Source organism: Eggerthella hominis (assembly GCF_014287365.1).
Classification (GTDB): domain Bacteria; phylum Actinomycetota; class Coriobacteriia; order Coriobacteriales; family Eggerthellaceae; genus Eggerthella; species Eggerthella guodeyinii.
In genome coordinates this window covers 846,352-859,553 of record NZ_JACOOA010000001.1, presented here as the reverse complement: position 1 = coordinate 859,553, position 13,202 = coordinate 846,352, and the positions used below count along the sequence as shown (strand labels likewise).

Annotated in this window: 11 protein-coding genes; 10 read left to right on the top strand and 1 reads right to left on the bottom strand. The window is 66.2% G+C overall.

Annotated features, from left to right (window positions below; genetic code table 11):
• Nucleotides 1-5 precede the first annotated feature (5 nt).
• From nrfD (H8S61_RS03765) to nrfD (H8S61_RS03740), 6 genes are all read left to right on the top strand, one after another.
• A complete protein-coding gene (nrfD, locus tag H8S61_RS03765; protein WP_186937986.1) occupies nucleotides 6-869 on the top strand; it encodes an NrfD/PsrC family molybdoenzyme membrane anchor subunit in 864 nt (287 codons plus the stop codon).
• A 155-nt stretch (nucleotides 870-1,024) separates the two neighbouring features.
• Nucleotides 1,025-1,405, top strand: coding sequence for a GntR family transcriptional regulator (locus tag H8S61_RS03760; RefSeq protein WP_154332236.1), 381 nt, complete (start codon nucleotides 1,025-1,027; stop codon nucleotides 1,403-1,405).
• A gap of 9 nt (nucleotides 1,406-1,414) precedes the next feature.
• Nucleotides 1,415-2,347: a slipin family protein gene (locus tag H8S61_RS03755; RefSeq protein WP_154332235.1), complete on the top strand. Its 933-nt coding sequence runs from the start codon at nucleotides 1,415-1,417 to the stop codon at nucleotides 2,345-2,347.
• Nucleotides 2,348-3,043: 696 nt separating this feature from the next.
• Nucleotides 3,044-5,446, top strand: a complete 2,403-nt coding sequence (locus H8S61_RS03750) for a molybdopterin-dependent oxidoreductase (protein ID WP_186937985.1) — start codon at nucleotides 3,044-3,046, stop codon at nucleotides 5,444-5,446.
• A gap of 10 nt (nucleotides 5,447-5,456) precedes the next feature.
• Nucleotides 5,457-6,077 (top strand): 4Fe-4S dicluster domain-containing protein, encoded by a 621-nt coding sequence (locus H8S61_RS03745; protein ID WP_186937984.1) that lies wholly within the window; start codon nucleotides 5,457-5,459, stop codon nucleotides 6,075-6,077.
• Between the two features lie 10 nt (nucleotides 6,078-6,087).
• Nucleotides 6,088-7,329: an NrfD/PsrC family molybdoenzyme membrane anchor subunit gene (nrfD, locus tag H8S61_RS03740; protein WP_186937983.1), complete on the top strand. Its 1,242-nt coding sequence runs from the start codon at nucleotides 6,088-6,090 to the stop codon at nucleotides 7,327-7,329.
• A 123-nt stretch (nucleotides 7,330-7,452) separates the two neighbouring features.
• On the opposite strand, the gene H8S61_RS03735 is transcribed toward nrfD (H8S61_RS03740), so the two are convergent.
• Nucleotides 7,453-8,181: an AAA family ATPase gene (locus H8S61_RS03735; RefSeq protein WP_186937982.1), complete on the bottom strand. Its 729-nt coding sequence runs from the start codon at nucleotides 8,179-8,181 to the stop codon at nucleotides 7,453-7,455.
• 535 nt (nucleotides 8,182-8,716) lie between these two features.
• Here H8S61_RS03735 and H8S61_RS03730 point away from each other — a divergent pair.
• The 4 genes from H8S61_RS03730 (at nucleotide 8,717) to H8S61_RS03720 (ending at nucleotide 13,101) form a co-directional block, all read left to right on the top strand.
• Entirely contained in the window at nucleotides 8,717-10,249 is a 1,533-nt protein-coding gene (locus H8S61_RS03730) for a 2-isopropylmalate synthase (RefSeq protein ID WP_186937981.1), read from the top strand.
• Nucleotides 10,250-10,866: 617 nt separating this feature from the next.
• Nucleotides 10,867-11,748 carry an enoyl-CoA hydratase/isomerase family protein gene (locus H8S61_RS03725; protein ID WP_154332226.1) on the top strand — a complete coding sequence of 294 codons (882 nt, stop codon included), beginning with the start codon at nucleotides 10,867-10,869 and terminating at the stop codon, nucleotides 11,746-11,748.
• A 91-nt stretch (nucleotides 11,749-11,839) separates the two neighbouring features.
• On the top strand, nucleotides 11,840-12,025 hold the full coding sequence (locus tag H8S61_RS17370; RefSeq protein WP_255466410.1) for a hypothetical protein: 186 nt from the start codon (nucleotides 11,840-11,842) through the stop codon (nucleotides 12,023-12,025).
• Nucleotides 12,016-13,101, top strand: coding sequence for an MFS transporter (locus tag H8S61_RS03720; RefSeq protein WP_255466409.1), 1,086 nt, complete (start codon nucleotides 12,016-12,018; stop codon nucleotides 13,099-13,101). Before H8S61_RS17370 ends, H8S61_RS03720 begins: the two co-directional genes overlap by 10 nt.
• Nucleotides 13,102-13,202: the final 101 nt, after the last annotated feature.

Sequence of the window (13,202 nt, the reverse complement as noted above, 5' to 3'; positions counted from 1 at the left end):
GCGCGATGTTCAGCCCGCTCATCGTCATCTACCTGTTCTTGGCGGGCGCGGGCTGCGGCACGTTCGTCGCGGCCGTGTTCCTATCGTGGCGGGCGCGCTCGTCCGCGGCGCTGAAGCGCTCGCTCGGGCGCGTCGCGCTGCCGGCGCTCGTGGCCTCGTGCGGCATGGTGGCGGTGGGCGCGGCGTGCCTCATGCTCGACCTGGGGCGGCCCGAGCTGGCCCTCGACGTGCTGGCGAACCCGCTGGGCAGCGTGCTGTCGGCGGGCGCGTGGGCGCTCGTGGCGTTCGTGGCCGCCGCTGCGGCGCTCGTCGCGTGCAACCTGGGCGCGCTCAGGCTCGGCCGGGGCGCCGCGACCGCCGTGAAGGCGTTCGGGTGCGCGGCCGCCGTCGTGGTGATGGTGTACTCGGGGCTGTTCCTGTCCACCATCTGGACGCTGCCGTTCTTGGCGTCGCCGCTCGTCCCCGCGCTGTTCGTGTGCTCGTCGCTGTCGTGCGGGGGAGGGGCGCTGCTCGCGCTGCCGGTGCTGTGCGACGCCGACCCCCGGCCGCTGTTCGCGGAGATCGCCCGCGTCGATGCGGTGCTGCTGTCGCTCGAGGCCCTCGCGCTGGCGGCCCTCGTGGCGCTTGCGGCGAACGACCCGCTGTCGAGCGCGGCCGCCGCGCGGCTGCTGGCCGGCGACTTGGCGCCCGCGTTCTGGGGCGGGCTCGCGCTGGCGGGCATCGCGGCGCCGTTCGCGCTCGAGGCGGCGCTGCGCGCGCCCGATGCGCGTGTCTGCGCTTGCATCGGCGTTCTGCTGCTCGCAGGCGGCTTCTTCCTGCGGTACTGCCTCTGCATGGCGCCGTTCGTGGGCATCGCCTCCTATCTGTGAGACGGGGGCGGAAATGGGGTTCCCTCTCGTTCCCGTTCAATCTGCGATTCTCGTCGGCAACGCGGACGAAGCGCGTTAGAATATATACGGTTGTATTTGGCTAGGGATGTAGGAAAAGCAGCGCTCGCCTCCGGCGGCGCGAGGAAGCTCGGCTCATGGAGAATTTCAGCATAGACGAACGCAGCGGCGTGCCCATCTGGGTGCAGCTGCGCAACAGGCTCGTCTACCTCATCCAGACGGGGCAGTACCAGCCGGGCGACCAGCTGCCCACCGTGCACGAGATGGCCGTCAACCTCAACATCAACTACAACACCGTGAACAAGGTGTACCGCAGCATGGAGACCTCGGGCCTCATCATGTCGAAGCGGGGCCGCGGCACCTTCGTCGCCGAGAACCCCGCCTCCGCCGACGAGGATTCCGTCGAGTCGACGATCGACGCCATGATGGGCGATTTCATCCGCCAGTGCGAGGAGCTGGGCATGACGCGCGGCGAGATCGTGGTACGCCTTCAGGACAAGATCTCCCGGTTGGGATAGGAGCGAGCTATGATCAAGTTCGTCAAACGCGGCAACGAGCGATCGAACGACGTGCTGTCGGGCGGGGAAGAGCCCGCCTCCGGCAGGCGGAAGGCGTCGCGTCGCGGCGCGGTCGTGCTGGCCGTGGCGCTGTTCCTCGTGGCGTTCGCCGTGGTGGTGGGCGCGACGTACCCCTTCCGCTCGGCGTTCACCGTAGGTGCGGGCGTGCTCGTGGGCCTGGGGCTGGCCGGCAGCGTGCACATCGCCTACGAGTGGGAGCGCGCCGTGGTGCTGCGCTTCGGGCGGTTCCATCGCCTCGCCGGGCCGGGTCTGTACGTCACCATCCCCGTGGTGGACTCGGTGACCATCGTCATCGACCAGCGCATCTCGTCCATCTCGTGCTCGGCCGAGCAGGTGCTGACGGCCGACCTCGTGCCGGTGGACCTCGACGCCGTCGTGTTCTGGATGGTGTGGGACCCGAAGAAGGCGTGCTTGGCCGTGGAGGACTACGAGCACTCCGCGTCGCTCGTGGCGCAGACCGCGCTGCGCGACGCCATCGGCCAGGTGGAGATCGCCGAGCTGTCCATGCAGCGCGCGCACATCGACCACCAGCTGAAGAAGAACATCGAGGAGAAGACCGAGCAGTGGGGCGTCACGATCATCGACGTGGAGATCCGCGACATCCGCATGCCCCAGGAGCTGCAGAACGCCATGAGCGCCGAGGCCCAGGCGCAGCAGGAGCGCAACGCCCGCGTGGTGCTGGCCGAGGTGGAGAAGGACATCTCCGACATGTTCATCGAGGCCGCGCACGCCTATCGCGAGGACGACCTGGCCCTCCAGCTGCGCATGATGAGCCTCGTGAACGAGAGCGTGAAGGAGGGCGGCAACATGGTGGTGGTGCCGAGCCCCTACGCCCAGGGCTTCACCGGCGACATCGCCTCCGCGCTGAAGGGCAAGAAGTAGGGCCCTCCCCCGATCGCGCGGGGCCCCGCAGAAAGCGTGCGAATGTTTCACGTGAAACATCTGTACGTGCGGCGACCCATCGCGGGGGGGGGGGGGGGGTCGCCGTCTTGCACGAAAATCACCGCTGTGAAGCTCGTCGAGCCGATGTTCCGCGCCGTCGTCGATTGCGAGCTGGTAAAACGCTCGTGAAAGGCGTGCCGGTCGTACGCGTATGGGGCCTGAAACCGGTCGGAGGTCCCGAAATCGCTTCACGGCGGTGATTTTCGTGCAGCGGCGGACGCTTCCTACGCGTCGGGCACCGTCGTTTCGCCGCTTTGCGCCGCAGGGGCATCGAGGCGTGCGAATGTTTCACGTGAAACATCTGTACGCTTTGGGCGTGCGCCCGGGAGCGGACGAATCGGCTTGCGCGCGCTGTGCGGAACCCTTCGTTGGGGGAGGGGAGTAAAACATTTGTCAACAGGTCATATATGATGGCTGACAAGGGTATACGATGCCGACGAGGCGTTGTTCCCGCAGCGGCGAAGGCCGCAGGAGCGGCATGCTCCTGCGGCCTTCGCCGTGTTTTCAGCGCCGTTCGCGGACAGGCAAATTATTCTTGAAATATACATATTCAATTTCCTATTTAACTATATTACTATGAAAACAGTTAATTAGTGGTCGAGGAAACGGTCATGAGTCACTGAGAAAGGGGATGCAATGGCCACAGACGAGACGAACGTGACGCGTCGGGGTTTCATCAAGGGAACCGCCGCCGCGGGAGCCGGCCTGGCGCTGCTGGGCGCGGCAGGCGCGATGACCACCGCCGATGGATGGTTGTCGCCGGCCCATGCCGATTCGGGCGAGGAGTACACGGCGTACACGTACCACCAGTCGCATTGCGGTGGCATGTGCCCGCTGGCGTGCACGGTGCGCGACGGCCGCATGGTGTCGGTGCAGCCGAACAACTGCTGCGACGACCGGTACGAGACGATCTGCGTGAAGGGCATTTCCGAGGTCCAGCACATCTACGGCGACCATCGCGTGCAGACCCCGCTGCGCCGCACGGGCGAGCGCGGCGCGGGCGAGTTCGAGCCCATCTCGTGGGACGAGGCGCTCGACGAGGTGTGTGACACCCTCAAAGACCTCCAGAGCAAGCACGGCAACGACTGCGTGGTCATCTCCACGGGCGCCGAGGCGAACTTCCCGTGGCTGGCCGCCGTGCTGGGCGCGCAGGTCGACGGCAGCTCGGGCATCGACGTGGGCATCGGCAACGGCCTCGACCCGGCCATCGGCTTCGGCGGCGGCTACGCGATGGCCACCTGCGAAGCGCGCGACTGGGTGAACTCCAAGCTCGTGCTCAACGTGGGCAGCAACTTCCTCGAGTCGAGCCTGCCCAACGTGCGCCTGTTCTTCGAGGCGAAGGAAGCCGGCACCCGCATGGTGACGGTGGACCCGCACTTCTCCACGACGGCCGGCAAGTCCGACCAGTGGGTGCCCATCACGCCGGGCACCGACGCGGCGTTCTTCCTCGGCATGGCCAGCGTCATCCTGGACGAGAAGCTCTACGACGAGGACTTCGTGCTGAACCACACCTCGCTGCCGTTCCTCGTCGACGTCTCCACCGGCAAGCTCCTGCGCGACCACGCGGAGGACGCGGACGCCGAAGAGCCCGAGACGGGCGAGCAGAACCCCTTCTTCGTGTGGGATACGGCGGCCGACGCGAAGGCCGCCCATACCGACGCGGCTGCGAAGCCGGCGCTCGAAGGCACCTTCACCGTCGATGGCGCGTCCTGCACCACCGTGTTCTCGCTCCTCAAGAAGAAGCAGGCCGAATACACTCCCGAGTGGGCCGAAGGCGTGAGCGGCGTGCCTGCCGACGTCATCCGCAACCTCGCCCGCGAGTACGCCGAGGGCCCTGCGTGCCTCGCGCTCGGCTGGGGCGGCAACGACAAGATGGGCAACGCCGACATCGCGGGACACGCCGCCGCCACGCTCGTGGCCCTCACGGGCAACGTGGGCAAGGTGGGCGCCGGCGTGGGCGTGTTCGTGGGCGGCAGCTACAACGGCCATGCGGGCACGCTGGGCGCCTGGGAGCTGCCTGAGGACCTCGCGGCCGGCACCCTCGAGATGCCGCTGTACGACGCCCGCGACGGCCAGGCCAAGGTGCGCGCCTGCATCTTCTGCGGCGACGTGCTGCAGCAGCACATCGGCAACATGAACAAGACGGCCGAGTTCGCCCGCGGCCTCGACTTCATCGTCACCATCGACCCGTACTTCACCGAGGGCGCCAAGTGGGCCGACATCGTCCTGCCCGCCACGACGCGCTTCGAGAACGACGCGGAGGTGGGCAACGTGAAGGTGGGCTACAGCAACATCGTGCTGCAGAACAAGATCATCGAGCCCCTGTTCGAGGCCCGCACCGACTTCTGGATCGGCAAGGAGATCGCCAAGCGCTTCGGCAAGGACCAGTACCTGCCCGCCACGTCCGAGGAGTGGGTGGCGAAGGTGCTGTCCTCCTCCGAGGACCCCTACGTCTCGACGCTCACCGTCGACAAGATCAACGAGAAGCAGGGCGTGTACCCCCTCGAGGGCATCGAGGAGCCGCGCCGCGAGTTCATGGACCGCGTGTTCGCCACCACGTCCACCCGCATGGACGTGTACTACGACGCGCTGGCCTCCTACGACCAGGCGCTGCCCACCTACGAGCCCCCGCTGGAGGCGCATGCCGACAGCAAGCTGGCCTCCACCTACCCGCTGCAGCTGGCCAACGTGCGCACGCGCTACCGCATCCACAACCAGTTCAACGACGCCAAGTGGATCCAGCAGTTCGCCGAGCCGCGCATCGAGCTCAACCCCTCCGAGATGGAGGCGCGCGGGCTGGCCACGGGCGACGCGGTGGAGGTGTTCAACGACCGCGGCTCCTTCAAGTGCCGCGTGAAGGCGAACGAGTCCATCCGTCCCGGCAGCGCCCGCATGTTCGAGGGGCAGACGGCCGACTTCCTCATCGAAGGCAACGTCCAGAACGTCACGAACGACGGCTACGTCGAGCGCGGCGCCGAGCTCATGTGCGGCCCGGTCATCCCGTTCTCCGACACCCTCGTCGAGATCAAGAAAGCGTAGGTGACCGATCATGACCAAGCTTGGCATCGCCATCAACCTTGAGCGCTGCGTCGGGTGCAACACCTGCGCCAACGCCTGCAAGATGCAGAACAACATCCCTATGAACATGCTGTACATCCGCGTGGAGACCGACGGCGTGGACACCGCCGACGGCGCGCAGGGGACCTACCCCAACCTCAGCCGCACCTACATCCCCGTGGCGTGCCAGCACTGCGAGAACCCCGCGTGCCTCAAGGTGTGCCCCGTGGGCGCCACGTACAAGGATGACTTGGGCCGCGTGGAGATCCACTACGACAAGTGCATCGGCTGCCGCATCTGCATGGCCGCGTGCCCGTACAACGCCCGCGTGTTCAACTGGAACGAGCCCGAGCGCGACCCCAACTGGAACTACGGCGACAAGGACGTGCCGGTGCGCCCGAAGGGCGTGGCCGAGAAGTGCACGCTGTGCAAGGAGCGCACCGACCGCGGCGACATCCCCATGTGCGTGCGCGTGTGCCCGGGCCGCGCCCGCGTGTACGGCGACCTGGACGATCCCGACTCCGAGATCTCGAAGGTCGTGCGCGAGAACAAGGCCTATCAGCTTCTCGAGGAGTTCGGCACCCGCCCGCAGCTCCGTTACTACAACGCTTAGGGGGCTTGAGATGCAAACGAAACGAATCTCCCGTCCGGTCATGATCGTCCTGGCCGTGATCGCCGCCGTCGGCGCAGCCGCCTGGATCTACCAGACCATGTTCGGCCTCGGCGTGACCGGCATGAACAACGGCACCTCCTGGGGCCTGTACATCGCCGCGTTCATGTTCTTCGTCGGCCTGTCTGCCGGCGGCCTCATCGTGGCCTCCTCGGCGTCGATCTTCCACGTCACCGAGTTCAAGAAGGTGGCGTTGCCGGCCGTGTGCGTGTCCACGGTGTGCATCTGCTGCGCGGGCCTGCTGGTCATCCTCGACCTCGGCGGCGTGGCGCGCCTGTTCAACCTGATCCTCTCCCCGAACTTCATCTCGCCGCTGTTCTGGGACATCTGCGTCATCACGTGCTACCTGATCATCAACCTGGTCTACCTGTACTTCATGACGTCGAAGAAGGCCGACAAGTCCAAGATCGCCATCGTGTCGCGCTTCGCCCTGCCCATCGCCATCCTCGTGCACACGGTGACGGCGTGGATCTTCGGCCTGCAGATCGCTCGCGAGGGCTGGCACTCGGCCATCATGGGCCCGCTGTTCGTGGCCTCGGCCATGGACTCCGGCCTGGCGCTGCTGCTCATCTCGCTCGCGTGGATGAACCGCCGCGGCATCTGGGAGACGTCGAAGAAGCTCATGGGGATGCTGGCGGGGCTGTTGGCCACCTGCATCGCGGTTGACGGCTACATGGTGGGCTGCGAGCTTTTGACCACGGCGTATCCCGGCTCCGAGGGCGGCTGGCACGTGCTGTCGCAGATGTTCTTCGGCGCCACGGCCCCGTACTTCTGGATCGAGATCATCGTGGGCGTGCTCATCCCGTTCACCATCCTCGTGTTCGCGAAGAACCGCCAGAAGACCGGCCTCATCGTGTTCTCGTCGGCCTGCGTGGTGGTGGGCGTGTTCTGCAAGCGCATCTGGCTGCTGTTCTCGTCGTTCATCACGCCGAACACCTTCGGCGGCCCGGGCCTCATCGACGGCACGTCGGCCGCTACCTCGGGGATGGACGTGTGGGCGGCGACCAGCTGGTACGCTCCCACCTGGGTCGAGTTCGCGGTGCTCCTCGGCGTGATCGCGCTGGGCGCGCTGGCCTTCCTCATCCTCGTCGAGCGCTTCATCATGAAGGCGAAGCCGACCGACCTCATCGACGCCGACGCGGCCCATGCCGATGCGGCCGGCGCCGACGCGAAAGCGAGCTCACCCTCCTGCTAGCGCGTGCGACCTCCTCTTCAGCACGCCGTTGGCATCGGACCCGGCAAGCGCTCCCTGCGCTTGCCGGGCCTTTTTTGCGCTCGAGTGTTTCCCGTGGGACGGTTCCCGTCCGGGACGCTCGGATCAGGGCTCGAGGAAGGCCCTCACGGCGGCGTCCGGGTCGTCCATGAAGCGCTGCATCATGATCCATTCGAGCGAGTCCTTCGCGTCGATCTCGCGGACGTCGTCGTCGAACTGGTAGACGGTGGCGCCGTCGAGCGCCAGTAGGATGGGGGAATGCGTGGCGATGATGAGCTGGCAGCCCGCGTCCCGCAGCCGGGCCAGCTCGCAGAGCAGCGCGATCTGCCCGCTTTGCGACAGCCCCGTCTCGGGCTCGTCGAGGATGTAGAAGCCCTCGGGCCGGAAGCGGCGCGTGATGAGCGCCATGATGCTCTCGCCGTGCGAGCGGGCGTGCAGCGACACACCGCCGTAGTAGCGTTGGTCGTCCTCGAGCTCGTCGGTGGCGCTGATGAGGTTGAACAGCGTGTCGGAGCGGACGAAGTAGCCGTCGAGCGGGCGGTAGATGGACCGGTCGAGCCGGATGAAGTCGTGCAGCTCGGAGTGCGTGGGCCTCGTCGAGAACGTGTAGTTGCGCGAGCCGCCCTCGGGGTTGAAGCCGAAGGCGATGCCGACGGCTTCGAGCAGGGTGGACTTGCCCGTGCCGTTCTCGCCGCAGAAGAACGTGACCCCCTTGTCGAACCGGATCGCATCGAGCGAGGCGATCGCGGGGATGTTGAACGGGTAGGCGTCGGCGGCGGGGACCTCGCTCCAGAGGATCTCGGCCGAGCGCACGAACGCATCGTTTTCGAACATGGCAGCCCCTTCGTCTCGTCGAGCGCCGCAAGCGCGCCTCCGAGTATACGGAATCGGGGGCGCGCTTGCCAGCCGGAAGCAACGTGAGGCGCGGCCCACCGCGCCGCCGAGCGGGGCGGGGGGGCGACCTCGGTTCCAGCGGCGGGAGCGAAGAGGCGTGGACAAAAACGCGAGTATTCTTTATCTTTTGTTGGGTATAATCGCGAGAGCGACCTTTCTACCAGGTGTTATGCGAACCGCCATGTTCGGAGGGCCTCGAACGCGGGCAAAATCTAGCGAATACTCGCACTTTTGTCCATTACCTTGCCAATCATATATAACCTGCGGAACGGGTGGATGCCTGCCGGCGACGGCGGAGCGATGCGCTCGTTTCGCCATGCGCGCGAAAATGACCGGGGAGAACCCGGGGCCGCCGCCGAATTCCCACGGCTTCGGTCGGCATATTTGCTATGATTGTCAAATCAATTTGAGTCGCGGTCAACGCCTGCGCTGTTCGATGCGGCGGGACTGGACACGAGAAGGAAGGAACACGCACATGACTCGCAAGATCAACATCTTCGACACGACGCTTCGCGACGGCGAGCAGTCGCCGGGCGCCTCCATGAACACCGAGGAGAAGCTGGTCGTGGCGCGTCAACTTCTGCGACTCAACGTCGACGTCATCGAGGCGGGCTTCCCCATCTCCAGCCCGGGCGACTTCGAGTCGGTCCGCCGCATCGCCGAGCTGGCGGGCGACCAGGCCACGGTATGCGGCCTCACGCGCGCGGTGGAGAAGGACATCGACGCGGCGGCCGACGCGCTCAAGTACGCCAAGCGCCCCCGCATCCACACGGGCATCGGCGTGAGCCCGAGCCACCTGCACGACAAGCTGCGCATCACCGAGGACGAGTGCGTCGAGCGCGCGGTGAAGTGCGTGAAGTACGCCAAGACGTTCGTGGAGGACGTGCAGTTCTACGCCGAGGACGCGGGCCGCTCCGACTACGACTTCCTCGTGCGGGTCATCGAGGCCGTCATCAAGGCCGGCGCCACGGTGGTGAACATCCCCGACACCACGGGCTACTCGCTGCCCGAGGAGTTCGGCGCGCGCATCAAGTACCTCATGGACAACGTGGACGGCATCGAGAAGGCCACGGTGTCGGTGCACTGCCACAACGACTTGGGGATGGCCACGGCGCTGTCGCTGGCCGGCGTGAAGAACGGCGCCACGCAGGTGGAGTGCACCATCAACGGCCTGGGCGAGCGCGCGGGCAACACGGCCATGGAGGAAGTGGTCATGGGCATCAAGATGCACGGCGACGAGCTGGACGCCTTCACCGAGATCAACACGCGCGAGTTCATCAAGGCGAGCCGCCTCGTGTCGTCCATCACGGGCATGAACGTGCAGGCCAACAAGGCCATCGTGGGCGCGAACGCCTTCGCGCACTCCTCCGGCATCCACCAGGACGGCGTGCTCAAGAAGCGCGACACCTACGAGATCATCGACCCCGCCGACGTGGGCGCGGGCACCAGCCAGATCGTGCTGACGGCGCGCTCGGGCCACGCGGCCCTCAAGCACCGCCTCGAGGAGCTGGGCTACGAGCTGGAGGGCGAGGCGCTCGACCAGGTGTACGAGGCGTTCCTCAACCTGGCCGACAAGAAGAAGGAAGTGTACGACGAGGACCTCGAGAGCCTCGTGAACGAGCGCGACCGCAACGAGAGCGCGCTGTACTCGCTCGAGGGCGTGCAGATCAGCACCGGCTTCCCGCTGACGCCGACGGCCACGGTCACCCTGCGCAACGCGGCCGACCAGGTGGTCACGGCGTGCGAGTACGGCACGGGCCCCATCGACGCCATGTGCAAGGCCGTGAACAAGATCGTGCAGGTGGACAACGACCTCACCGAGTTCTCGGTGCAGTCCGTCACGCGCGGCATCGACGCCCTCGGCGAGGTGACCATCCGCGTGACCGATCCGAGTGGCGCCGTGTACACGGGCCGCGGCGCCGACGGCGACATCGTCGTCTCGTCGACGAAGGCCTACCTCAACGCGCTCAACCGCCTGCTCAACGACAAGCAGGAGCAGCGCCGCTAACGCTTGCGGCTTCCGTGCGTCATCGACGGCCCGTCTTCGGACGGGCCGTCGGCGTTTCGGGTTGCATGCGCTCTCGGAACCCGCTTGCCCGTTTCGCCGTCGTTCGCGAGGCGCGGCGGCACGCGAATCGGCTCGAAGCAAGCAATTTTTGCGTTTTGCGAACGCACGGGGCGCGCACGACGCCTGTTTCAGGAGCCGCATTGTAGGCGACCTGGGGAAACGGTTCACGTCTTCCTCCGCGTCGATGGCGGAAACGGGCTCGTCGGGCCTCCAACGTACGCAAAACGAAAAAATTGCTTGGAATTCGGCGAATCGCGTGTCCGATGCAAGCTGTCGACGGGCGACGTTTTCGCGCGCGGGATCGAACCGATTTTCCTATCCCGACCGCAGCGGCGGGCGGTGGACTCATTGGCATTTCGAGGGGTCGTTGCGGCGTTTTACTCGGGAAACGTCGGTGCAGGGCCGTCCCATCCATTGAAACTTTCAATGGAAGAAAAACGAGGGGACAAAACCGGCGATCCTGTCCGTGTTCGAGGGGGCGCGCGGCCGGTAGGCTGCAACTCATGCGATCCCGGATGCTCAGGGTCACCGGGACGATCCGTTCATGAGGAGGAATCATGGGTCTGTATCAGGAGAAGTACCACGTTCCCACGTTCACGTACGACGAGTACGAGAAGATCACCGTCAAGAAGGACGGCCCCGTCTACATCGTCTCGTTCAACGATCCGGGCAACCTCAACGCCATGTCGTACGCCCAGATGGCCGAGTTCAACGAGTTCCTCATCAAGGTGCGCATGGACCACGAGTGCCGCGTCATCGTGCTGACGGGCGAGGGCCGCGCGTTCTGCGCCGGCTTCAACCTCAACGACCTGGCCATGGAGCATCCCGACGACATGGGCGACGTGCAGACGATGTACTACCTCATGCAGCGCATCTGCTCCGACCAGGTGGTGTACATGCACCGCTGCGAGCAGCCCATCATCGGCGCGCTCAAGGGCTACGCGGTGGGCGGCGGCATGTCGCTGTCCTGCGCCTGCGACATGCGCATCCTGGGCGAGAGCTTCAAGATGAACGCCGGCTACCTGGCCATCGGCTACACCGGCACCGACATGTCCGGCTCGTTCTACCTGCCGAAGATCGTCGGCTACGAGCGCGCGTTCCGCATCATGTCCTCGCCCGACCGTTGGGATGCCGAGACGCTGCACAGCTGGGGCTTCGGCCTGGAAGTGGTGCCCGACGACGAGGTGGTCGACAAGGCCGTGGCGCTGGCGCACCACATGTGCGACACCACCGCCCCCATGGCGCTGCGCCTCACGAAGGAATCCATCCACGCGGCCGTCGACGGTACGAGCTTCGAGACGCAGGTGAAGATGGAGAACCGCAACCAGGTGCTGGGCGCGGTGTCGCAGGACGGCGTGGTCGGCCGTGCGAAGATGAACCCGCACAACAAGCAGGACGTGAAGGACAACCCCGAGAAGTACCAGTTCAAGAACCTCTGATCTCCGCCGCGCCTCGGCGCTGGCACCCCACCCTGCGAACCCGGGCGCTGCTCACGCCCGGGTTCGTTCCACACCGTCTAGAGGAGGTTGTATGGCTGCGCAAACGCGTGAAAAACTCTCGTCTCGTCATCTGCTCGTCGTGCTCACCGGCATCATGATCACGTTCGGATGCTCGGCGCTGTGCTTCTCGACCTGGGGGCTGTTCCAACCGGTCGTGTCGGAGGCGCTCGGCATCCCCACGACCTCGTTCGCCTTGTACGTGACCTCATGTACCTGACCATGACCGTGGCTTCGCCCTTCGCGGGCAAGCTGCTGCAGAAGGTGGACGTGCGCATCATCTTGAGCGCATCGGCATGCAGCGTGGCCGCTGCGTTCGCGTTGATGGGCTTCTCGACCAACATCTTCATGTTCTACGTGGCCGGCGTGCTGCTGGGCCTCGGCGAGATATCCATTCTCTGGCTGGCCATCCCCGTGCTGGTCAACAACTGGTTCTACGAGCGGGCCGGGTTCTTCATCGGCCTGTGCATGGCGTTCACCGGCATCGGCGGGGCGCTGTGGTCCATGGTGTTCACCGCGCTCAAGTCGAGCGGCATGGACTTCCATCAGATCTACCTCATCTGGGCCGTTATCGCGCTGGTCACCTCGCTGCCGTTCACGCTGTTCTGCGTGCGCACGCGCCCGTCCGACTGCGGGCTGGCGCCCTACGGCGCCACCGTGGCCGAGGGCAAGGAGGCCGCGCGTCCGCAGGGCCTGTCGGCGAAGCTCGCCATGAAGTCGTCGGCGTTCTACCTCGTGTGCGTCTGCGCGGGCATCATCAACATCGCGAACCTCATCGCCATGCAGTTCCCCACGTACACGAAGTCGCTCACCGGCGTGGCCTTCGACGTGCTCGTGGTGGGCGGCATCATGTCCACCGTCATGATGGTGGGCCAGGCGCTGTTCAAGATCGTGTTGGGCGCCGCCGTGGACAAGAGCGTGAAAGGCGCGCTGTGGTTCGCGTTCGCGGCCGGCGTGGTGGGCATCTTCCTGTGTTGGTTCGGCTTCGCGTCCGAACTCATGCTGTACGCCGGCGCGTTCATCTTCGGCGCGTTCTACGCCACGGCGGTGGTGCTGGTCCCGGCGCTCACGCGCGCCATCTTCGGCACGCGGGAATACCCCGTCATCTACTCGCGCATCTCCACCGTGTTCAACCTCATCGGGGCGTTCGCGTCCATGATCTGGGCGTGGGTGGGGTCGTCCTACGGGTTCGACGCCGTGTTCGCGGTGGGGCTCGTCATGCTGGCGGTGGTGCTGGTCACCGGGCTGGCGGCGCTGTCGGTGGGGAAGCGGCGCCTGCGCGCGCTGTGGGAGTGACCGGCCGGGGGCGCGCCGCGCGGCGCGCCCCTCGCGCCGCTGCGGGGGAGGGCCGACCGCGCGGCGCGCAAACGGAACAGAACGGCCAGGCTGGCCGTGGC